The organism is Brevibacillus sp. MER 51 (assembly GCF_023714195.1).
In the GTDB taxonomy this organism is placed as follows: domain Bacteria; phylum Bacillota; class Bacilli; order Brevibacillales; family Brevibacillaceae; genus Brevibacillus.
In genome coordinates this window covers 277390-299533 of sequence record NZ_JAMAUS010000005.1, presented here as the reverse complement: position 1 = coordinate 299533, position 22144 = coordinate 277390, and the positions used below count along the sequence as shown (strand labels likewise).

The 22144-nt window shown below is 48.7% G+C and carries 19 protein-coding genes; 18 read left to right on the top strand and 1 reads right to left on the bottom strand.

Annotated elements, in window-relative coordinates; all coding sequences use genetic code 11:
- Positions 1 to 214: 214 nt before the first annotated feature.
- From M3630_RS13575 to M3630_RS13530, 10 genes are all read left to right on the top strand, one after another.
- Positions 215 to 1570: an acetyl-CoA carboxylase biotin carboxylase subunit gene (locus M3630_RS13575; RefSeq protein ID WP_251252437.1), complete on the top strand. Its 1356-nt coding sequence runs from the start codon at positions 215 to 217 to the stop codon at positions 1568 to 1570.
- 31 nt (positions 1571 to 1601) lie between these two features.
- A complete protein-coding gene (locus tag M3630_RS13570) occupies positions 1602 to 1814 on the top strand; it encodes a biotin/lipoyl-containing protein (RefSeq protein ID WP_106783004.1) in 213 nt (70 codons plus the stop codon).
- Between the two features lie 52 nt (positions 1815 to 1866).
- A complete protein-coding gene (locus M3630_RS13565) occupies positions 1867 to 2766 on the top strand; it encodes a hydroxymethylglutaryl-CoA lyase (RefSeq protein ID WP_251252436.1) in 900 nt (299 codons plus the stop codon).
- Positions 2767 to 2803: 37 nt separating this feature from the next.
- The gene (locus M3630_RS13560) at positions 2804 to 3577 is read left to right on the top strand and encodes an enoyl-CoA hydratase-related protein (RefSeq protein WP_251252435.1); all 774 of its coding nucleotides are present in this window, start codon (positions 2804 to 2806) and stop codon (positions 3575 to 3577) included.
- Positions 3578 to 3594: 17 nt separating this feature from the next.
- The gene (locus tag M3630_RS13555) at positions 3595 to 5133 is read left to right on the top strand and encodes an acyl-CoA carboxylase subunit beta (RefSeq protein WP_251252434.1); all 1539 of its coding nucleotides are present in this window, start codon (positions 3595 to 3597) and stop codon (positions 5131 to 5133) included.
- A 170-nt stretch (positions 5134 to 5303) separates the two neighbouring features.
- Positions 5304 to 6269, top strand: a complete 966-nt coding sequence (locus M3630_RS13550) for a ketopantoate reductase family protein (protein WP_251252433.1) — start codon at positions 5304 to 5306, stop codon at positions 6267 to 6269.
- Positions 6266 to 6664 carry a DUF3397 domain-containing protein gene (locus M3630_RS13545; RefSeq protein WP_251252432.1) on the top strand — a complete coding sequence of 133 codons (399 nt, stop codon included), beginning with the start codon at positions 6266 to 6268 and terminating at the stop codon, positions 6662 to 6664. The genes M3630_RS13550 and M3630_RS13545 overlap by 4 nt, the downstream gene beginning before the upstream one ends.
- A gap of 52 nt (positions 6665 to 6716) precedes the next feature.
- Positions 6717 to 7274, top strand: a complete 558-nt coding sequence (locus M3630_RS13540; RefSeq protein WP_007717657.1) for a helix-turn-helix domain-containing protein — start codon at positions 6717 to 6719, stop codon at positions 7272 to 7274.
- A 123-nt stretch (positions 7275 to 7397) separates the two neighbouring features.
- Positions 7398 to 9020, top strand: coding sequence for a bacillithiol biosynthesis cysteine-adding enzyme BshC (gene bshC / locus M3630_RS13535; RefSeq protein WP_251252431.1), 1623 nt, complete (start codon positions 7398 to 7400; stop codon positions 9018 to 9020).
- A gap of 161 nt (positions 9021 to 9181) precedes the next feature.
- Positions 9182 to 10234: an S-layer homology domain-containing protein gene (locus tag M3630_RS13530; RefSeq protein ID WP_251252430.1), complete on the top strand. Its 1053-nt coding sequence runs from the start codon at positions 9182 to 9184 to the stop codon at positions 10232 to 10234.
- Between the two features lie 40 nt (positions 10235 to 10274).
- Here the strand turns inward: M3630_RS13530 and M3630_RS13525 are convergent, their stop codons facing one another.
- On the bottom strand, positions 10275 to 11537 hold the full coding sequence (locus M3630_RS13525; protein ID WP_251252429.1) for an APC family permease: 1263 nt from the start codon (positions 11535 to 11537) through the stop codon (positions 10275 to 10277).
- Between the two features lie 128 nt (positions 11538 to 11665).
- On the opposite strand from M3630_RS13525, the gene M3630_RS13520 reads away from it, so the two are divergent.
- From M3630_RS13520 to M3630_RS13485, 8 genes are all read left to right on the top strand, one after another.
- Entirely contained in the window at positions 11666 to 12556 is an 891-nt protein-coding gene (locus tag M3630_RS13520; protein WP_251252507.1) for a LysR family transcriptional regulator, read from the top strand.
- A gap of 94 nt (positions 12557 to 12650) precedes the next feature.
- Positions 12651 to 13910: an adenosylhomocysteinase gene (locus M3630_RS13515; RefSeq protein WP_047068374.1), complete on the top strand. Its 1260-nt coding sequence runs from the start codon at positions 12651 to 12653 to the stop codon at positions 13908 to 13910.
- A 151-nt stretch (positions 13911 to 14061) separates the two neighbouring features.
- Positions 14062 to 14493: a division/cell wall cluster transcriptional repressor MraZ gene (mraZ, locus tag M3630_RS13510; RefSeq protein WP_007717680.1), complete on the top strand. Its 432-nt coding sequence runs from the start codon at positions 14062 to 14064 to the stop codon at positions 14491 to 14493.
- 17 nt (positions 14494 to 14510) lie between these two features.
- Entirely contained in the window at positions 14511 to 15455 is a 945-nt protein-coding gene (gene rsmH, locus M3630_RS13505) for a 16S rRNA (cytosine(1402)-N(4))-methyltransferase RsmH (RefSeq protein ID WP_251252428.1), read from the top strand.
- 33 nt (positions 15456 to 15488) lie between these two features.
- Positions 15489 to 15902 carry a cell division protein FtsL gene (ftsL2, locus tag M3630_RS13500; protein ID WP_251252427.1) on the top strand — a complete coding sequence of 138 codons (414 nt, stop codon included), beginning with the start codon at positions 15489 to 15491 and terminating at the stop codon, positions 15900 to 15902.
- 141 nt (positions 15903 to 16043) lie between these two features.
- Positions 16044 to 18515, top strand: a complete 2472-nt coding sequence (locus M3630_RS13495; protein ID WP_251252426.1) for a penicillin-binding protein — start codon at positions 16044 to 16046, stop codon at positions 18513 to 18515.
- 64 nt (positions 18516 to 18579) lie between these two features.
- A complete protein-coding gene (locus tag M3630_RS13490) occupies positions 18580 to 20508 on the top strand; it encodes a stage V sporulation protein D (protein WP_251252425.1) in 1929 nt (642 codons plus the stop codon).
- A gap of 152 nt (positions 20509 to 20660) precedes the next feature.
- Entirely contained in the window at positions 20661 to 22139 is a 1479-nt protein-coding gene (locus M3630_RS13485) for a UDP-N-acetylmuramoyl-L-alanyl-D-glutamate--2,6-diaminopimelate ligase (protein ID WP_232773337.1), read from the top strand.
- The last annotated feature ends 5 nt before the right edge of the window (positions 22140 to 22144 follow it).

Sequence of the window (22144 nt, the reverse complement as noted above, 5' to 3'; positions counted from 1 at the left end):
CACGATGTTAGGCTTTTCCGAAGTGTTTTTCTTTTTTTATATAGAGGGATTGTCAGGAAATGATTTCGCTTCCTTGGAAAAATTTAAAATTTCATCCTAGAACTATGATCATTCTCGTGGCAAAATAGAAAGTAGCATCACATGATACAAACCAGGCAAACAATTTGGAAGCGCTTACGGTTGTGGTCGGTTTGTCAAAGAGGGGAGCGTTGCCATGAACAAGGTATTAATCGCAAACCGTGGTGAAATTGCCAGACGAATTATCCGTACATGCAAGGCAAGAGGAGTGGCTACGGTTGCTGTCTATTCGGATGCAGACAAGGATCTGCCGTTTGTACGTGAAGCAGATGAGTCAGTCCATATTGGTCCACCGCCCGTTCCGCACAGCTACCTGAACGTAGAAGCCATTCTTGCAGCAGCGAAAAGCACCGGTGCCGATGCCATTCACCCAGGCTACGGTCTTTTGTCAGAAAACGAAGCTTTTGCCCGCCGTGTTCTGGAGGAGGGTCTTCTATTCATTGGGCCTACCCCCGAGGTCATCGGGCAAATGGGTGACAAGCTGACTGCCCGCCGTATGATGGAGGCTGCGGGAGTGCCGGTAGTTCCGGGGTGTGAACAGGCTATCGATTCTCCAGATGAAGTAGCTGTCATCGCGATGTCCATTGGATATCCCGTGATGCTCAAGGCAAGTGCTGGCGGCGGAGGAATCGGGATGCACATTTGCCGAGAAGAGGCTGAACTGCGTCAAGCCTACCAATCGGCGAAAGGTCGGGCAAAAGCGTATTTTGGAAACGATGCGATGTACATGGAGAAATACGTGGAACGTCCGCACCACATCGAAGTGCAGGTCGTTGCTGATCAACATGGAAACGTCATCCACTTATTAGAACGGGAATGCTCCATACAGCGCAGACATCAAAAGGTGCTCGAGGAAAGCCCGTCGCCCTTTTTGGACACAGCAACAAGAGAGCTTTTGTGCGATGCAGCTGTTACCGCAGCGAAAGCAGTGGGCTACTCAGGTGTAGGAACGGTTGAATTTATCGTAGATGAACAGAAAAACTTTTACTTCTTGGAAATGAATACACGCTTGCAAGTGGAGCATCCTGTGACGGAAGAAATGACGGGCATTGACCTCGTGTCGCTCCAACTGGACATTGCCGATGGTCACCCGCTGTCGATCAAGCAAGAGGACGTCAAGGCTCTGCGCCACGCGATTGAGCTGCGTGTCTATGCGGAAGACCCTGTCACCTTCCTGCCATCGCCAGGGACGATTACGTTGTATCAGCCACCTGCATTTGAAGATGTAAGAATTGATGATGGGGTAGAGACAGGTACACAGGTGACTCCTTTTTACGACCCGATGATTGCAAAGGTCATTGTATCTGGAGCGACAAGAGAAGAGGCTGTACAGCAGGCGCAGAAGGCTATGGATCATTTTCTGATTACTGGCATTAAAACGAACATTCCGTTTTTGCAAGAAGTATTACAGGATGAACAATTCCGAGCAGGTAACTATACGACATGGTTTGTCACTGAGCGCGGAACTGCGTCAAGCACGGAAAAACGCTAATATCTATGATATGTAAAGGAGAGATCCATCCATGAAACAAGTAGCAGCCAATATGGCAGGAACCGTTATTAATGTCCTGGTGCAGCCAGGTGACGAGATCAGTGAAGGACAAGATGTCCTTGTACTGGAATCGATGAAAATGGAAGTTCCTGTACAGGCTCAAGCCTCAGGCAAGGTTGTGGAAGTTAAAGCGAATATTGGCGATTTTGTCAACGATGGCGATATTATTGTTGTTTTGGAATAGGATTAGAATACTTCTAAACTGAGCGACCGCTAGGCGAGGGGGGTGACTTGTTGTGCGTGTGCAAATCGTGGAGGTCGGTCCTCGTGACGGGTTGCAAAATGAGAGCGCGATCGTTCCGGCAGCAGCAAAAATTGCGTTGATTCATAAGCTGATGGCAGCAGGCTTGAAGCGGATAGAAGCAAGTTCATTTGTGAATCCGAAATGGATACCGCAATTGGCGGATGCAGATGAGGTCTTGCAGGGAATCAATCGCAGCCAAGAGGTAATGCTTAGCGCATTGGTTCCAAATATTCGCGGTCTGGAGCGGGCGCGCCAATGCGGACTGACAGAGATTGCCCTGTTCATGTCTGCCTCTGAAACCCATAATCAAAAAAACATCAATAAACCGATAGCAGACACGTATCCGATCCTGCGGGAGGTTGCCCAGGAAGCGCTGGCTCTCGGGATGAAAGTTCGTGGATATATCTCAACGGTGTTCGGTTGTCCGTATGAAGGAAACGTTCCGCTGGACAATAGCCGCAGGGTGACAGAGGCTCTGTTGGAAATGGGAGTGTACGAGATTTCTCTCGGGGATACGATAGGGGTTGCAACACCGAAGCAGGTTCATGAGGTTTTTGGAGAACTTGTGAAAGATGTTACGAACGAGCGCTTAGCCGCCCATTTCCATGATACGAGAGGAACCGGATTGGCGAACGTAGCAGCAGCGCTTGATGAAGGAATCCGAATCTTTGACAGCTCAATCGGCGGACTTGGTGGATGCCCGTATGCCCCAGGAGCTGCCGGCAACATTTCGACGGAAGATTTGGTCTACATGTTGCACGGAATGGACTATGAAACGGGCGTCGATCTCGAGAAGTTGATTGAGGCTGGTGCGTATATTGGGCAGCAGTTGGGCAAAGAGCTCCCCTCAAAAGTGCTGCGGGCATCGCTCGCAAGCAAACCAGCTGGATGATCTGTATTTCCACACATTCGCAAAGAGGGGATAGAAGATGACGGTTTCCCTGCAAAGAGAGGGCGCAATCGGCGTACTGACGCTGCAACGGCCAGAAGTTTTTAACTGCCTCAATCTGGATACGCTTGTGACACTGCGCGGCTTGATCAGTGAAATCAGCCATGATCGCGACATCCGGACGGTCATTGTGACAGGGGCTGGTGACAAGGCGTTTTGCTCTGGTGCGGACTTGAGAGAGCGACGCTTCATGTCACCACAACAGGTTGATGTCTATATCCAAACGATTCGAGATACGTTCACAGAGCTGGAAAAGCTACCGAAACCTGTCATCGCGGCGATTAACGGGCTGGCACTGGGTGGCGGTACAGAATTGGCATTGGCGTGCGATCTGCGGATCATGAGTGATCAGGCCCAGATGGGTTTAACGGAGACATCGCTCGGGATCATCCCTGGCGCCGGCGGAACACAGCGTCTACCTCGGCTGGTTGGAAAAGGCGTCGCCAAGGAACTGATTTTTACGGCAAGGCGTGTTTTTCCAGGGGAGGCAATGTCCATTGGGTTAGTCAATCGGATTGTTCCCGCTGATCAACTCATGGCGACAGCCATTTCTTTGGCCGAGCAAATTTCAGCGAATGCTCCACTTGCCTTAGCCCAAGCCAAGTTTGCTATCGATTGTGGAGTGGAAGTCGAGCTAGGTAGCGGACTTCAGATTGAAAGCAACGCGTACAAGCTGCTCGTCCCGACGAGAGACCGCCTAGAAGGACTCGCAGCCTTTCAAGAAAAACGAAAACCGATATACCGCGGAGAGTGACGAGGGGGATTACGCTGATGACCAAACATTTGGAAGACACATTGCACGAAAAAATTGCCCAAGTAGTGCAAGGGGGCGATGCCAAGTATCATGACAAGCTCAAGGAGCAAAACAAGCTGTTCGTCCGCGATCGCCTCAAGCTATTGTTCGATGACGAGTTCATGGTCGAGGATGGGCTGTTCGCGAATGTCATGGCAGGCGATCTGCCGGCGGATGGAGTTGTGACCGCAATTGGCAAGGTTAATGGTCAAACCGTCTGCGTGATGGCAAATGATTCGACTGTGAAAGCCGGGTCTTGGGGATCGCGGACCGTCGAAAAAATCATTCGCATTCAAGAGACAGCCGAAAAAATGCGTGTTCCTCTTCTCTATCTCGTCGATTCAGCAGGAGCGCGTATCACTGATCAATTGGAGATGTTCCCAGGCCGACGGGGGGCTGGCCGAATCTTTTACAACCAAGTGAAGCTTTCGGGCAAAATTCCACAAGTGTGCATTTTGTTTGGACCTTCTGCGGCTGGTGGCGCTTATATCCCTGCTTTTTGTGACATTGTCATCATGGTCGACAAAAACGCGAGCATGTACTTGGGCTCTCCGCGCATGGCGGAAATGGTGATTGGAGAAAAAGTGAGCTTGGAGGAGTTGGGCGGTGCACGCATGCATTGCTCCGTCAGCGGATGCGGGGACGTACTGGCTGCCAATGAAGAAGAAGCGATTCAAGCAGCGCGCAGCTATCTGCGCTTCTTCCCGGCGAACTATACATTGACGCCGCCGACTGCACTGGCAAAAGCTCCTGTGTCTACCGCGAAAGAAATCACGAGCATCGTGCCGGAGAACCAAAATGCAGCTTTTAATATGCATGATGTCATTACAGCATTGGTCGACGAGAATTCGTTCTTTGAAATCAAAAAATTATTTGCCCAAGAACTGATTACCGGATTGGCACGTCTGGATGGCAAACCTGTCGGTATCATTGCCAACCAGCCGCGTGTAAAAGGAGGAGTCTTGTTTGTCGATTCGGCTGACAAGGCGGCTCGATTTATCACGCTGTGCGATGCGTTTTCCATTCCACTGTTGTTCTTGGCGGATGTTCCGGGATTTATGATTGGGACAGCCGTAGAGCGGGCAGGCATTATCAGACACGGGGCAAAAATGATCTCCGCCATGGCGGAAGCCACAGTACCGAAAATATCCGTCATTGTACGTAAAGCGTATGGTGCTGGCTTGTATGCAATGGCTAGCTCTGCATTTGAACCAGATGCTTGCCTCGCACTGCCCGGAGCCCAAATCGCCGTGATGGGACCAGAAGCAGCCGTTAATGCTGTCTACAGTAACAAAATACAGGCGATTGAGGACCCGGCGGAGCGTCAAGCGTTTATTCAGGAAAAACGCAGAGAGTATCAGGAAGACATCGATCTGTACTTACTGGCTTCGAACTTGATTGTGGATGCTGTTGTGCCTCCAAGCGAACTGAGACGCGAATTAATCCAGCGCTACGAGGTTTACAAGGAAAAGCGTCACGTTTTTTCGGACAGAAAGCATGCTGTTTATCCCGTATAATTGAGGGGTCAGGCTGTCGTCAAAGGGCGACAGCCTATTTTTTTACAAAAAAGGTGTGGGAGCCAAGGAATATTTCGATAATTTCGATCTTTTTTTGTGGCAATCAATTGAACAATCCCGAAAACTCTGTTATTCTTGAAAAATAAGCATTGATTAATGTGGGTGAACAAATGCTGCTAGAACCAATGACGTTTCAGGTAGTAGTCATAGGTGGAGGGTCTGTCGGGCTGCTGTATGCAGCAAGGCTCGCACACGCTGGACAACCTGTTACGATTGTTACACGCAGTTCACTCCAGGCGAATCAGCTAAATGAACGCGGGCTCAGCTTTCAAAAGCTGAATGGGGATTCAGTCACTGTTCCCGTAGCCGCTCGCTCCATTGAAGAAGGATTGCCTGAAGGGAATCTGTATCTGTTAACTGTAAAGCAGCCAGATTTGCACAGCTTGCTCCCAGATCTACAAAGGTTGGACCTCAAGGCAAGAGTAATCGCTTTGCAAAATGGCATGGGTCATTACGAATTGCTTCGAACCGTTTTAACGGAGACACAGTGCTTCTTTGCGATTAATACGGAAGGGGCAAGGAGATTGTCGCCTACAGAAGTCGTGCACACCGGTACAGGTACTTTGCGTGTAGGCTCTTGGGAGACTTCTGATTGCAATGATCCACTGATTCGCATATTTGTCGAGTGGGCAATATCAACAGGCATGGAGGCTGTCTATGAAAAGGCAATACAGCCCTTCGCTTGGCGCAAGCTCATCGCAAATGCGCTGATCAATCCGTTAACCGCGCTTTTTGAAATCCCAAATGGTGCCCTCCTCGAAAATTCAAATACGCAACAGCTCATGCGTGCTTTGTTTGTGGAAGCAGCTGCAGTGGCTGCGTATGCCGGACAAAAAATCGAGGATGCAGACTTGCAGGAAATTGTCTCCATTTGCCGAAATACTTCCCGTAATCTTTCCTCCATGCTGCAGGATATTAAGAAGCGCAGACCGACGGAAGTGCAGTCTATCAACGGCTATATCGTCCAAGTAGGGCAAAAAGCCGGGATTCCGACTCCGCTGCACGAAACCTTGCTTCGCGTTATCCTTCTAAAGTCAGACATGGGAATACGGAAGGAGGGAGGCGACAGTAGATGACCTTTTTGGCGAATGTCTGGGCCTATTTGTGGGGGACGCTGACGGTTGTGCCGTTTCTCGGATTTCCGATCGTTTATTTCATCTTGTATGGAATGACGCGGAACAAGAAATTGGCAGGCCGCTTCGCGATAAATATCACGAATCTTTTGGTGATTCGCTCTGCCGTTTCCGCTTACGAACTGATCTGGCCCGAGGCATTCTCCGCTTGGTGGTGGGTATTCTGTTTTTACCTGGTGGTAACCATACTCCTTGGGTGGGTACAGATGAAGTTGAAGGGGCGGCTCTCCCTCAGAAAGGTAGGATTTTCAGCCTGGCGATTGTCGTTTCTCTGGTTTGGAATCGTCTACATAGTGCTGTTTACGACCGGAATTATCAAAACGATGGGTGTCGTGTAAAGCACTGTTGATACATATCGTATTTATTCCGATAAGAAAGAAGGTTGGAACTATGCGACTTCCCATCGAGACCATCGGTCATAAGATTCGAATGATTCGGAAAGAACGCGGCTTTACCTTGGAAATTATGGCAGGCAAGACAGGGTTAAGCAAAGGTTTGCTGAGCCAAGTAGAGCGTGGAATTTCACAGCCGTCGCTGGATTCGCTGTGGAAAATCACCAAAGCTCTGGAGTCACCCATCATTCATTTTTTCGAAGATATTGATCAAAAGCAGGTGCATGTGACTCGCTTGCAAAAACGCAGACAACTGGTCTTTCCTGAATCGACGGGCACGTATTCGCTGCTCTCGATGGGAGGTAGTGCCAAGCTGGGGATGCTGGAAGTGCGACTGATGCCTGGAGAAATGGCTGTCGACAAGTTCGTGCAGTCAGAGGGAGAAGAGTGCTTCACGGTCATTACTGGCAGTGTGACAGCACGCTTCAACGATGAAGAGCATGTATTGGAAGCAGGAGACAGTATTTCATTTGATAGTAGCAAAACACACTCAATCGAAAATACAGGAGAAACGGAAGCTTTGTTAATCTGGTCCGTCACCCCTCCGCAATTTTAATGCAAGCGCAAACGAGCCTGTATTACACTTTGACAACCCATTAAAGTGGGTTGTCTTGTTTTTTGTGGCTGTGGAGCATGTTATAATTTTGGTTGACCATGGCCCGAAGAAAGGTGAGCTAGCATGAATGTTGAATGTCTCGCGCTTCCATTGGCGAATCCGCTGGCACAGGAGTACCAGCAGCAAAATGCCTCTGCATTACAGTTTTTTGCGCATAATCCCTACCGTGAACAGTCCTATCGAGAACGCGTGGAATGGCTTCGAAGTCAATCCTATCCTCACCGGAACCAGCTCGTGGAAGGTTTATATCGATTTAATAAAGAGATGGGTACTCACCCTGAAACACTGAAAAATATCGAGTTGCTCAAACAGCCAGACACCTATGTGGTCATCGGCGGTCAGCAAGCAGGAGTTCTGGGTGGGCCACTCTATACGGTCAACAAGGCTGTTCATCTGATCCAGGCAGCGAAGAGGCTGTCTGCCGAGCTTCAGGCGAACGTCATTCCGGTGTTTTGGATTGCTGGCGAAGATCATGACATCGATGAGATCGATCACGTGTACTGGGGAGCGGACGATGGAAAGCGCCTGCACAAAGAGCGACTGGCTCTGAACAAGAAGGGCCGTCAATCGGCAAGTACGCTACCCTTGAACCCAGAGCTGTGTACGCAGTTCCTGGAAAAGTTTTTCCAGGGACAGACAGAGACTACCGAAACCAAACAGATTCGTGAGTTGCTGACGCAGACTGCATCAGACTCGCGCACAGTCGCAGAGTGGTTTGCCCGCTTGATGGCAAAACTGTTTGGCAAGCATGGTCTTGTTCTGGTTGAATCCTCGTTGCCGTTTGTTCGTGAACTGCAGCAACCCATTTTTTCACAGATCATCGAAAACAATGAGCAATTGACGAAGGTAATGCTGCGGGCAGCGGATCGAATTTCAACGGCTGGCTATCCGCTTCAATTGCAAGTAGAAGAGCATCAAGCCAATCTGTTCGTCTATGAGGGCGATGATCGATTACTGCTAGAACGTCACGGGGAGCGCTTTATCAATCGGAGACGTTCTTACAGTCGCGATGAATTGCTCAAGCAGGTTGCAGATACCCCGGAGCGTTTTAGCACAAACGTCGTTACTCGTGGGTTGATGCAGGAGCATCTCTTTCCTACGCTTGCCTTCATTGGAGGTCCGGGTGAGATTGCGTATTGGGCGTTTTATCGGGAGGTATTCGAGCTATTCGGGATGCAGATGCCGATCGTATTGCCTCGGATGTCCATTACCCTTGTGGAAGGTGCTCAACTGAGACTGCTGGATAGCTTGGGGTTGTCTGTTGAACAAGTCTTGACTGATTTCACCGCTTGGAAAACCGAGTGGTCCAAAAATCAGGGGCCACATCCGTTGGAGCAGCAATTCGCTTCGGCACGGGAGTCGATTATGTCGATCTATCGCCCGCTGGTAGAGGAAGTCGTTTCTCTGGACGGCGGATTGCGTGGTCTGGCGGAGAAAAATAGTAAGCTGCTGCTAGAGCAGGTCTCCTTTTTGGAAGAACGTCTAATTCGTTCGCTACAGCAAAAAGATGACGTGGAACACGTCCGCGTCCAACGAATTGAGACCGCTTTGTTGCCCGAAGGTGGACTGCAAGAAAGAAAGCATTCGTTTTTCACGTTTGCAAATAAGTATGGTCTTGGTTTGATTGACCGATTAGTAGATGCGCCATTCGCGCATGATGGTACTCATCAACTTTATTACCTGTAAAATGCAGCGTAAAATAGTCGGATCGTCCTAGAAGTGGACCCGGCTATTTTTTTGTTGTTTAAGCAGATGGAAAACTTTTCATCAAATCATGCCGAAACTTTTCCGACAAATTTTGCGTCTTAGTAGTAATGGATTGTTTTTGGGGAAAGGTGGTACTCGGGATGCAGATTACATTACAACAAATCGGGAAAAAAGCCACTCTACTAGTTGTTAGCTTGTCGGTTTTATTGACGGGCATCGCAACCGCAGGAATGAAGAAGGCCGACGCACGGGAAGAATACGTGGTCAATTCCCCTGCATTTATTGACACGAATGGACATTGGGCAGCAAAGGAAATAGGGATTGCTACCAAAAAAGGATTGATCAAAGGATTTCCCGATGGGACCTTTAAGCCAGAGCAAACGGTGACGCAAGAACAGTTTTTATCCCTGATTGAACGCGTCATACCTTCCTTCACAGGTCATGAGCCTGAAGGCTATATCAAAGAGACCTACTTGCAGGCTGCTGCGGGACGTTGGTCGGAAAAAACCTATCACCATTTGGCTTCTGCGGGTATCATGCCATCCGGGAAACCGACGGATAGCATGACGCGGTTAGAAGCGGCAAGAACCTTGCTGGCAGCCATCGGGCATCAATCCGAAGGGGAAAAATATCGGGGAACGACAGCGAAATTTTTTACGGATCTTTCGGTCGAAAACGAAACACAGGTGATGACGGTCTACCCTGCTTACAAAATGGGGATTCTGGCTGGCTTTCCAGATGGAAGCTTTCGTCCTGATGACAAAATCAACAGAGCACAGGCAGTCGTCCTATTAAATCGTTTGGAAACGAAAATAGACGAGCTGTATCCTGGCAATGTACCAGAGAGCGAGAAAAAGGCAATGACACAAGCTGTCTCGTCATTCGTAAGTGACGTGATGGATAAGCAAAAAATTCGACGTTATGATGACTTGGTCGCGTATGTAAAGAAAAACAATCTGCCTGTGAGCGAATCGTTTTTACGCGAGCATTTTTCGTTTATGCAATATGAAGTGTATGATTATATCCGGTTTCCGCAGTTCAATGAGCTGATGTACTTTGCAAAAATCGGAATGAATAAATACAGAATGACGGTTCAATATTACGCAGGGGATTTGGGCGGAAGCGTCGATCGCACGTTTTACCTTTCCTCGAGCGATGGCAAAACGTTTCGACTGATTGGAAAAGATGAATAAGAAAAAGAAGGCTGGGACATGACCCCAGCCTTTTTTCGTGTCAAGCATGACGTTTTTGCCAAATAAAAAGGACGAGTGCAATCACGAGCGGATAGAGAGCGGACCACCCCAAAAAAGGATACAGCCCTACGGTACATACGAGAGAAGTCCAAGAAGCGATTCGGCCTACACGACTATTGTGCAACAGCCGTACCCCGGCCAGACACCCGCCGATGTAAGTCGCAAAAAAGGTAGCATTGGGAAGCTCGATGAGTCTGGACAAGTCGATCACGTCGAAATAGAGTACGCCAAGAACGACTACAAAACAAAGAGAGAGAAACAGAAGTCCGCCGATTGGTGTCCGGTACTTGACGTGGAGGGTGCCAAACCAACGCGGAGCGATCTTTTCTTGAGCCAACGAATAGGCGATGCGTGACGCAGCTCCGATGTACGCGTTGGCTGTCGCGATACAAATGAACAAGGCGGTTACGGCTACAATCCATCCGCCGATCGGACCCAAGGATAGTTGAACCATGACACTGAGCGATGCAGCGGAGATGCCGACCCCATAGCTATGCGTAGCCACAGTCATAAAGGCTACGGCAAAGTATAAGAGAGCAACGATTCCCGCACTCCACAAGACACCGCGAATCGCATTTTTCGCAGGATCGACGAATTCCTCTGAAAGATGCGTCACGGCTTCCCACCCAATGAAGCACCAGAACATCAGACCTGCGGCTTGCACGACACTCAACCAACCGTTTGGCATAAATGGGGTAAAGTGGGTCACAGATGCATGCGGAATGCTGGCGACAACGGCCAAAATCAAAATCGTGATAATCAGCGAGACAACAATCGTTTGGACTCGTGCAGCTACATGCAAGCCTACAACATTCATTATTACGACAGCGAGAAGAAGCAGAGCCGCCGCTGCATAAACTTGCGACTCACTCCAGTTCAGCAGGATCGCAATGTAGTTGGCCCCTGTAACACTAAGAATCGGTGCGCCAATCGGGACAGACAAGAGAAAGAACCAGCCAACCATGTTTCCGAATCGATCTCCGTACGCTGTCCGTACAAAAGTAGAGACTCCACCTGAGCTCGGGTAACGAGCAGATAACAGCCCCATTGTAATGGCCATGGGCAGGACGAGAATAGACATGACGAGCCAAGCTAAAATGGAAGCAGGACCAGCCTTCTCGGCTGCGAGTCCGGGGATAAGCAATACGCCGGAACCGATCACCGCCCCGATATATAAGGTGACGATTTGCGGAAGTCGCAGTGTTTTGGCTAGACCGGGGGCTTGCGTAGATAATTTCCCCATAGGTAGATCCCTCACTTTTTTACTTACCTTGTCGTTGGTAACTGAAGTGTAGCATAGACTTAATTATCGGAGTTATCTATAATATTAGATGATTCGAATCGATTTTTTCGATGGAATGAGGGGGAAATCTGGATACTCGTTATTTGCAAACCTTCCGTGAAGTAGCAAAATGCCAAAGCTTTACTCGTGCAGCAGAAATTTTGGGCTACGCGCAGTCGAGTGTGACGACCCAAATTCAAAACCTGGAATCGGAGTTCGGTGTCAGCCTATTCGAGCGTTGGGGCAAAAAAATCAGACTTACCCATGCAGGCGAAGTGCTTCTAGGCTACAGCGAACAGCTGCAAGCCGTATTAGATGAGGCAAAAGCGAATCTGTCCGAGCAAGCGCAACTGGCGGGAATGTTGAGTATCGGAACAGTGGAGTCATTGGCGGCCTTTTATTTACCTCCTTATTTGCAAAAATTTCGCTTGGAGCAGCCGCGTATGCGGATCATGCTTGCACCGGGCATTTGCCAAGATTTGAGACAAGGGGTAAAGGAAGGGAAGTTCGATTTCGCCTTTGTGCTCGATTGGCTCCAAGATCAATCTGAACTGACAAATGTCGTTTTAGGTGAGGAAAAACTAGTCGTTGTTACTGCCCCTACCCATCCGCTGGTGAAAAAAGAGAAGGTAGAAACCCACGATTTTACCGGGGAAACCTGGATTTTTACAGAAAAGGGATGCAGCTACCGAGGGATGATGGAAGCGGTGTTGCGTGAAGCAGGAGCAACGGTGGAATCTTCTTTTGAATTTGGCAGTCTGGAAGCGATAAAACAATGCGTTGCCTATGATTTAGGAATTGCGTTGCTTCCGAAAATTGTCGTACAAGAAGAAGTGAAAAATGGTACACTCGTTATACTCCCCTTTTCCCATCCGGATATCCGTGTATTCCGACAGTTGGTTTACCATAAAAAGAAATGGATGCCACAGGCTTTGCTGCGCTTTTTGGAGTTGCTTACGGTAGAAACCGCAGAGCCGTAAACTGCCGATAATAGGAAAAACAGGTGATGGTTGAACTTGCGTATGATATGATAGAGAAGGTTGCTTTATGAGATAAAAGGAGGTCCATCCATACATGAACACAGTGTCTGAAAGCATCGTAAAAGATATGTCGTTGGCGCACAACGGCCATCTGAAAATTGATTGGGTAAAAGAACACATGCCTGTCCTAAACCGCATTCGTGAGCGCTTTGAAAAAGAGCAGCCGTTTGCAGGCCTGAAAGTTGCGATCTCCTTGCACTTGGAAGCGAAAACGGCTTATCTGGCAAAAGTAGTTCAAGCTGGTGGCGCTGAAGTAACCATTACCGGTTCCAACCCGCTGTCCACGCAAGATGACATCTGCGCAGCATTGGTGGAAGACGGTATCCGCGTATTTGCGAAATACAATCCAGATCCTGCAGAATACAAAGAGCATCTTATCAAAACACTGGAAACTCGCCCTGACCTGATCATTGACGACGGTGGCGACCTGATCACTATTTTGCACAGCGAGCGCCGTGATCTGTTGTCTCAAGTACGCGGTGGTGCAGAAGAAACGACAACAGGTATTCTGCGTCTGAAAGCGTTGGAGAAAGAAGGCAAGCTGGAGTTCCCGATGGTTGCTGTAAACGATGCATTCTGCAAATACTTGTTCGACAACCGCTATGGCACGGGTCAATCCGTATGGGATGGTATCAACCGTACTACAAACCTTGTAGTTGCTGGTAAAACGGTTGTGGTAGCTGGCTACGGCTGGTGCGGTAAAGGTGTAGCGATGCGTGCAAAAGGTTTGGGCGCAAAAGTGATCGTAACCGAAATCGACCCAATCAAAGCGGTAGAAGCTTACATGGATGGATTTGAAGTAATGCCAATGCTCGAAGCTGCGAAGCATGGTGACTACTTCGTAACAGTGACAGGTAACCGCGATATCATCAGCAAAGAGCATTTTGCTGTGATGAAAGATGGCGCAATCTTGTCCAACGCGGGTCACTTCGATGTCGAAGTAAATAAGGTCGATCTGAATGCAATGTCGACTTCTTCCCGTATTGTGCGTAAAGATATTGAAGAATTTGTCCTGGCTGATGGTCGAAAAGTGTATCTGCTCGCAGAAGGCCGCCTCGTGAACTTGGCTGCTGGCGACGGACATCCGGCTGAAATCATGGATATGACCTTTGCTCTGCAAGCGGTATCCTTGGCTTATGTCAATGAACAGTACAAAAACATTGGCAAAAAAGTGCTGAACGTACCATTCGAGTTGGATCAAATGGTTGCTCAGTACAAGTTGGAAGCTCTGAACATCGGAATCGACAAATTGACAGATGAGCAAAAATCCTACCTGGAAAGCTGGGTCGAATAGTTCCTCGAATCCCGTCTTTTCCCGGCAAAAAAATATGCGAAAAAATCCTGCTTACAAACGCAGGATTTTTTTTTATAATAACAAATAGGTACTAGGTGGGGAAAAGTGGGGGAAAGTGGAGTCAACCGACAGGAAAGTGGGGGACCAGAGCGTGTTCATGGGGGAATATCAGCACAGCATCGACGAAAAAGGCCGCCTGACGATCCCAGCCAAATTCCGTGAAGGGCTAGGCACTTCCTTTGTTATTACCCGCGGGCTGGACCAATGCTTGTTTGCTTATCCGCAAGATGAGTGGAAACAACTAGAGGAAAGACTCAAGTCTCTCCCCTTTACAAAAGCAGATGCTCGCGCATTTACACGATTTTTCTTTTCAGGTGCCACCGAATGCGAGTGGGACAAGCAGGGAAGGGTAAACATACCACCCAATTTACGTGAGCATGCAGGCATGCAAAAAGAATGTGTGATCATCGGGGTGTCAAACCGTGTAGAGGTATGGAGCAAGGAACGCTGGGAAGATTATTTTGCCCAGTCAGAAGGCTCTTTTGGAGAAATTGCCGAAAAACTGGTTGATTTTAATTTGTAGCAGCGAGAAGAACAGGAGTGACGACATTGTCGTTTCATCACGTAACCGTTTTGATGGATGAGGCTGTCGAAGGGCTAAACATTCGTCCTGGAGGCATTTATGTAGACTGTACACTCGGCGGAGCTGGGCACAGCAGTTTGATTGCTTCCAAGTTGACGGAGGGCGGTCGACTTATTGCCATCGATCAGGACGACTGGGCACTGGATAATGCCCGCGAAAGACTCGCTTCCTATATGGACAGAGTCACGCTGGTAAAGAGCAACTTCCGCCATATCAAAGACATTGTGAGAGATTTAGGCTTGGAGGGTGTAGACGGGGTGTTATTTGACCTCGGGGTATCCTCTCCGCAATTGGATGAGGGAGAGCGAGGTTTCAGTTACAATGCCGATGCACCCTTGGATATGAGAATGGACCAGCAAGCGCCATTGTCCGCCTATGACATTATCAATGAGTGGGACGAAGAAGAGATTGCCAAGATCATTTGGCTGTATGGAGAAGAGAAATTTTCCCGGAGAATTGCCCGGCAAATCGTTCAACAACGGAAGAAGCAGCCGATCCAAACAACAGGGGAACTCGTTGAGTTGATCAAGGAAGGAATTCCTGCCGCTGCGCGCCGTACCGGACCCCATCCGGCGAAGCGTACCTTTCAGGCAATTCGGATCGCAGTCAATGATGAACTGGATGCATTCAAAGAAGCCGTAGTCGATGCAATTGAGGTTTTGAATCCAGAAGGTCGGGTCAGTGTCATCACGTTTCATTCATTAGAGGACAGAATCTGCAAGCAAATTTATCAAGACTTTTCCAAAGGGTGCACGTGCCCGCCAGCTTTTCCGATTTGCACTTGCGGAAATAAAGCGGTAGTAAAAGTCATTACAAAGAAGCCGATTTTGCCATCAGAAGTTGAATTGGAAGCAAACAATCGTGCACGATCAGCTAAACTACGGGTAGCGGAGAAGCTGTAGACCGGGATCGACGAGAAAGGGGAGGGAGAAGCGATGAGTTATTACTACCGAGGAAATTTAGCTATGGAGTTGGAACAAAAATCCCGCTCTGTAACGAAAACAACAAAGCGCACGGTTCGAATCAAGCCAACGATTCCGACCGGAGAAAAATTGCTGTATCTCTTATTTATCTCGTTAACCGTCGTCGGCTTGGGTCTAGTGGGTGTCCGCTACTCGCAAATTTCCCAGTTGAATTACGATATCCAGAGCACCAAACATGAAAACCGTGTAACGGCAGAAAAAAATGCAACGCTGAAATTGCAAATTGAACAAATGACCAACCGGGATCGCCTGCAAAAAGAAGCAGAGAAGCAGGGGATGGTATACAATCCGGCAGCTGTACATACGATCGGCAAACCAGAAGTACAGGCGAGTTCTCTGCCACAAACACAACACAAAAAACCTTAAATGTTACTGCTCCTTATGTGCGGTAACATTTTTTCTTAGCTGGGCCAGAGTCTGCTCCTGACTCGGCTAGGTTGCGTTCGTCTCCCCCATCAGCCTTACTTGGGAGGCGGGCGATCTTTGATGTGACGGAGTTGAATGTAGATGGAATGGAAGAGAAAAGTAAATTGGCGAATTCTCGTGGTAGCTTTATGCCTGATCTTGACCTTTTCGACGTTGAGCTTTCGGATTTATTGGATCCAAACGGCAGAGGCTGCCAGAATTATGGAAACGGCTCAAAAGCAGTGGGACAGAGAGAGTGTTTTGAAGCCGAAGCGTGGAGCAATCTATGATCGAAACGGAGAGATCTTGGCATATGATGGCAAGGCATACACAGTAAATGCAAGGCTGAAGCCACTTGATGCGAGAGACGAAGATGTGGTGAAAGACCCCTACTACACAGCGAATATGCTGGCTCCTATTTTGAATGCGCCTGTTCAAGAGTTGGTGAAGAATTTGACCAAGCCGAACAAAGTGGTGGAATTGGGACGCTACGGGAAAAAGATCAGTGAAGAGCAAAGGAACCGCATTCTAAGTTTGCAATATCCGACACTGCCAAGTGGTGAGAAGGTCAAAAAGAATCAGCTCCCAGGAATTTATTTGACTGAAACGACTCGCCGGGTTTATCCGAATAACGCCTTCGCTTCCCACGTGATCGGTTATCTTGATTTGTATGATGAACCGAAAATGGGGATCGAACTGCAATTGAACGAACAATTGGCTGGCAAAAAGGGACATATTGCCTACCAAAAGGATCGTGCAGGCTATCAACTGCCAGACGGAGAAGGAGATTACATTCCGGCAATAGACGGTTTAGATGTATATCTCACCATTGATCGCCAGATACAGGATTATGTAGAACAAGCCCTTGACAAGGTGGAACAGCAGTACAAGCCGCAGGGCATGACGGTCGTTGTAGCCGACCCGCAAACGGGCGAGGTATTGGCGATGGGCAACCGTTCACAGTTTAATCCGAATACGTACTACAACGGGATTGAGAACTACAACAACCATGCAGTCACCACGATGTTTGAGCCGGGCTCTACGTTTAAGATTATTACGCTGGCGGCAGCAATCGAAGAAAAAATGTTTAATCAGAATGAAACCTATCAATCAGGCGCTTACACCATCAAGGGGCAGATTCCGATCCGTGACCACAACAATGGTGCCGGTTGGGGAACCATCAGCTTTTTGGAAGGGGTTCAGCGATCCAGTAACGTGTTGTTCGCTAAGTTGGGTTATGAACGGTTGAAGCTGGAGGGTCTGAAGAAATACTTCAAAAAATTCGGGATGGGTCAAAAAACCGGAATAGAGCTTCCTTACGAAAAAGAAGGAAACTTGATCAACTTGGAAAAACCTCGGTCACCACGCGACTGGGCTGCAACAACGTATGGTCAAGCAGCGACGGTTACGGCGATCCAACAGGTTGCTGCTGTAGGGGCAATCGCGAATGGAGGAGAGCTTCTAAAACCTCATATTGTAAAAGAAATGCGCGATCCTCACACGGGAGCAGTCGTCAATCGCACGCAACGTGAGGTTGTGGACAGGGTTGTAAGTGAAGCGACTGCAAAACAGACACGCGACATTTTGGGTAAGGTTGTCTCAGAGAAGCCCGGGACTGGTACACTATATCAAATCGAAGGGTATCAAGTAGCAGGAAAGACAGGAACTGCGCAAAAATATAATCCTAATACAGGGAAAATTTTGGATGGCCGTTACGTTGCTTCCTTCATCGGTTTCGCGCCAAAAGACAATCCGAAGCTGTTAGTCTACGTCGTTATTGACGATCCGCAAACAGATGCATGGTATGCATTGTGGGGACAAATGATGCTCGCTCCGATGTTTACATCCATTATGGAACGCAGCCTGCAATATTTGCAGCAGCAGCCTGATCTGTCCTTAGTAAAGAATAAACAGAAAGAAAAGGCAACGCCGAAAAAAGAAGCGCAGGCAACGCTGGCATCCTCACCTGCTGCACCGAAGACATTGCCTAAGTTTGAAGGGATGTCCACTACAGCCGCACAATTGCGGGCGAAGCAGGACAATTTGACCGTCACGGTAGCTGGTACAGGTACGAAAATCGTCAAACAATATCCGGAAGCCTATGATCAGGTCGTTCCTGGTGAACAGATCATCCTTGTAACGGACAGGGTAAAAGGAACGAAGATGCCTGACTTCAAAGGAAAATCATTGCGGGATGTCATGGAGTTCAGCTCTTTGATCAATCTCGAAATGAAATCAACTGGAACCGGCTTCGTCACCCAACAAAGCATTCCTCCGGGAACGGTTCTCCAGGGTACAGAGCTGCTACAGGTGACGCTGCAATCCGTGTCGGAACCACCTGTACCGACACCCCCTCCTCCTGTTCAGGAGGGCAGCACAGTGCCTGTTACAACCACACCAAACAATTCGGGGGCGAATCCTGCTACAAATTCAACAGGAGGAAACAATCCGGCTTCACCATCTTCCGGTCAGCAAACCGGGCAAGGTGGGGCAGCACAGCCGCCAGCATCTGGACAGGCACCTCCTCCTGACAAACCAGAAGACCAATCGACGCAAACGCCTACAACTCCATAGTTCTAACTAGTCCCCCCTGCGAATAAGGTTAAGAAGAGACAACCTATTTGAGGGGGGACTCGCTTTGCGGGTATCCAATGCTACTGTACGCCGTCGTATTTTTATCATCTTGATTGTAGGAGTTGTTTTGTATTCAGCGCTTGTCACCCGATTGGGCTATGTTCAATTGATAGAAGGACCGAAACTCTCGCAAATGTCAGATGAACTGCTCAAGCGGGAAATTAAATTTCAACCCAATCGCGGTCGCATTCTGGACAGAAGCGGCAATGAGCTCGTGACGAATATGACCGTCCCCACACTGGTATCGGTAGGGGCGCAAATCAAAGACCCTAAAGAAACAGCGAGACAGCTCGCCGTTATTTTGGAGCAAAAAGAAGAAGATGTATTTCGTGCCATTACGAAAAAAGAAATGAGCAACAACCAGATTCCTGGTGGAAGAAAACTGTCAGTTGAAAAGGCGAGAAAAATACAAGAACTGAATTTGCCAGGGATATACTTGGCAGGGGATACGAAGCGTTTTTACCCGAACGGAAATATGGCAGCCCATATTCTTGGTTTCACAGGCATTGACAATCAAGGGCTGACAGGGCTAGAAAAAATTTATGATCCTTTCTTGATGGGGACCGAGGGACATATCTCATTTCCTTCAGATGCCAAAGGGCGCGTACTGCCAGGTGGAACTGAAGACTACGTAGCACCCGTGAATGGGATGGACATGTATTTAACCCTCGACAGTACCATCCAATCGTTTATCGAACGCGAGCTGGATCAAGCGGTGGTCGCTTATCAGCCCGATGATGTTCTGGCGATCGCCATGAATCCAAAGACAGGGGAAATATTGGGGATGGGAAGTCGCCCGACTTTTCAACCGGATGCGTACAGGGACTATCCTTCCGAGGTGTACAATAGAAATCTCCCTATCTGGAAAACATACGAGCCCGGTTCCACATTCAAGATTGTGACACTGGCAGCTGCTTTAAACGAAGGGGTCATCAATCTGAACGAGGGCTTTTACGATCCGGGATTCATAAATGTGGCAGGGAAGCGATTGCGTTGCTGGAAACGCCAGGGGCATGGACAGGAAACGATGCTGGAAGTGGTAGAGAATTCTTGTAACCCTGGCTTCGTGACAATGGGCCAGCGACTGCAAAAAGAACGACTATTTGACTACATCAAAAAATTTGGCTTCGGACAAAAGACAGGGATCGATTTGATTGGCGAAGAAAACGGGTTGCTATTTAATTTGAATAAAGTAGGACCCGTAGAGCTGGGGACGACTTCTTTCGGTCAAGGGGTATCGGTAACGCCGATTCAACAAATGGCTGCGGTCTCAGCTGCCATCAATGGGGGCAAACTTATGAAACCGTTTGTCGCCAAGGAGTGGCGGGATAGTGTGACACACGATGTCGTAGCGAGGACTTTGCCGACAGAAGTGCGACAGGTGATTACAGAGGAGACCTCCGCCAAAGTTCGGCATGCGCTGGAAAGTGTGGTCGCGCAAGGAACAGGTAACAAGGCATTTATTGAAGGATATCGGGTAGGAGGAAAGACGGGGACAGCGCAAAAAGTAAAAAATGGCCGTTACGTCGATGGGGAATACATCGTGTCGTTTATCGGCTTTGCGCCGGCTGATGATCCACAGCTCGTCGTATATTTCGCCGTAGACAATCCGAAAGCACTGGCGTTTGGGGGATTGATTGCCGCTCCGAGTGTAAAAAGCATCATGGAATCCTCCCTTCAGCATTTGAATATACCGAAACGTAAAGATGGCATCCCCAAGGAAATTAACAAAGCACTTGGAGAAAGGGCGCCAATCGAAGTGCCAAACATGGTCGGACAATCCATGAGAGACGTAGTGACAACGTATGATACTCTGCCGCTAGTCGTTTCAGGGAAAGGTCAGTATGTCATTCAGCAGTCCCCTGCACCCGGAGTAAAAATTGATGAGGGCGGAAAAATTCGCATATACCTTGGTGACAAATCGACCAATTAGCTATAAAATGAGATTTCGAAGGCGGAGGGGAGTAGGCTTGTCTACGTTCGCTCTGCCTTTGTTCGTCAAGACTGCGCCTAAATGATCGGTGTAGCCTAGTACAAATGTTCAAATTTCTGTCTATACTAGTTGGAGAATGGGGTGCCTGTTTCATGTTTCTACGGGATCTGCTCATGCCTTTGTTGCCAGTAACGGTTTCGGGGGATGACAGCATGGAGATTACGGGTTTGACAGCAGACTCGCGCCAGGTAAAGCCCGGCTACTTGTTTGTCTGTCTGACTGGATATACCGTGGATGGACATACGTTCGCGGCCCAGGCGGTGAAGAATGGTGCCGTCGCCGTGTTATCCGAACAAGATCTGGACGTGCCAGCGACTATTGTCAAAGTACCGGATACCCGGCGGGCAATGGCTATGCTGGCTGATCGTATTTTCGGATCTCCTACGAAAGAAGTAAAAGTCATTGGCGTAACGGGGACAAATGGCAAGACGACCACTACGCATCTGATCGACAAAATTTTGCGCGATCAAAGCAAGCAAACAGGCTTAATCGGAACGATCCATATGAGAATTGGAGACGTAACGGAGGAAGTCAAAAATACGACTCCAGATGCCATAGATTTGCAAAGAAGCTTTCGCCGCATGTGCGATGTAAACACAGACTATGCGATTATTGAGGTGTCCTCTCATGCACTGGAGCTGGGAAGAGTCCGCGGTTGCGAAATCCATACAGCGGTTTTCACCAACCTGACCCAGGATCACCTCGACTACCATAAAACAATGGAAAACTATCGCTACGCCAAATCATTGTTGTTTTCCCAGCTCGGCAACAGCTATGACACAGACCGTCTAAAAACGGCTGTACTGAATGCGGATGATGAGGCGTCCGAATTATATGCTACCGTTACACCGGCGCGAGTCATTACATACGGCATTGATCAACCTGCAGATGTAAGGGCAAAACAAATTGAAATCACCAGTAAAGGAACTTCTTTTACAGTCGAAAGCTTTGCTGGCAGTGCGCGTCTGAACTTGAAGCTGATGGGAAAGTTCAATGTGTATAACGCTTTGGCAGCCATCGCGGTTACACTCGCAGAAGGTATTCCACTAGAAGAGATTAAAGCGAGCCTGGAAGCGGTAGCAGGGGTAAATGGGCGATTTGAAGCAGTAGATGCTGGTCAGCCGTTTGCGGTGCTCGTCGACTACTCACACACGCCAGACAGCTTGGAAAATGCATTGATGACTGTCAAGGAATTTGCCCGTGGCAACGTATTTTGCATTGTTGGCTGCGGAGGCGACAGGGATCGATCCAAACGCCCAATCATGGCGCAAATTGCAACGAAATATGCTGATCTGACCGTCTTAACATCAGATAATCCACGCTCGGAGGAGCCGCAGGCGATTCTCGATGACATGTTGGCAGGCTTGTCGGAAGTGGCACCTGATCGTTATACGGCACTAACAGACCGACGCGAAGCCATTGCCCATGCTGTTTCGCTCGCAAAGCCGGACGATGTGATCTTGATCGCCGGAAAAGGACACGAAACGTATCAAATTATTAAAGACCAGGTGTTGCCCTTCGATGACCGTGAAGTAGCGCGCGAAGCGATTGCCCGGTACAACCAAGAATAAAACAG

What these genes read in the sequence shown, in the direction of transcription:
- M3630_RS13575 (WP_251252437.1), top strand. Translation starts at nt 215, where the DNA reads ATGAACAAGGTATTAATCGCAAACCGTGGTGAAATTGCCAGACGAATT.
- M3630_RS13570 (WP_106783004.1), top strand. Translation starts at nt 1,602, where the DNA reads ATGAAACAAGTAGCAGCCAATATGGCAGGAACCGTTATTAATGTCCTG.
- M3630_RS13560 (WP_251252435.1), top strand. Translation starts at nt 2,804, where the DNA reads ATGACGGTTTCCCTGCAAAGAGAGGGCGCAATCGGCGTACTGACGCTG.
- M3630_RS13555 (WP_251252434.1), top strand. Translation starts at nt 3,595, where the DNA reads ATGACCAAACATTTGGAAGACACATTGCACGAAAAAATTGCCCAAGTA.
- M3630_RS13550 (WP_251252433.1), top strand. Translation starts at nt 5,304, where the DNA reads ATGCTGCTAGAACCAATGACGTTTCAGGTAGTAGTCATAGGTGGAGGG.
- M3630_RS13545 (WP_251252432.1), top strand. Translation starts at nt 6,266, where the DNA reads ATGACCTTTTTGGCGAATGTCTGGGCCTATTTGTGGGGGACGCTGACG.
- M3630_RS13540 (WP_007717657.1), top strand. Translation starts at nt 6,717, where the DNA reads ATGCGACTTCCCATCGAGACCATCGGTCATAAGATTCGAATGATTCGG.
- bshC (WP_251252431.1), top strand. Translation starts at nt 7,398, where the DNA reads ATGAATGTTGAATGTCTCGCGCTTCCATTGGCGAATCCGCTGGCACAG.
- M3630_RS13530 (WP_251252430.1), top strand. Translation starts at nt 9,182, where the DNA reads ATGCAGATTACATTACAACAAATCGGGAAAAAAGCCACTCTACTAGTT.
- M3630_RS13525 (WP_251252429.1), bottom strand. Translation starts at nt 11,537, where the DNA reads ATGGGGAAATTATCTACGCAAGCCCCCGGTCTAGCCAAAACACTGCGA.
- M3630_RS13515 (WP_047068374.1), top strand. Translation starts at nt 12,651, where the DNA reads ATGAACACAGTGTCTGAAAGCATCGTAAAAGATATGTCGTTGGCGCAC.
- ftsL2 (WP_251252427.1), top strand. Translation starts at nt 15,489, where the DNA reads ATGAGTTATTACTACCGAGGAAATTTAGCTATGGAGTTGGAACAAAAA.
- M3630_RS13495 (WP_251252426.1), top strand. Translation starts at nt 16,044, where the DNA reads ATGGAATGGAAGAGAAAAGTAAATTGGCGAATTCTCGTGGTAGCTTTA.
- M3630_RS13485 (WP_232773337.1), top strand. Translation starts at nt 20,661, where the DNA reads ATGTTTCTACGGGATCTGCTCATGCCTTTGTTGCCAGTAACGGTTTCG.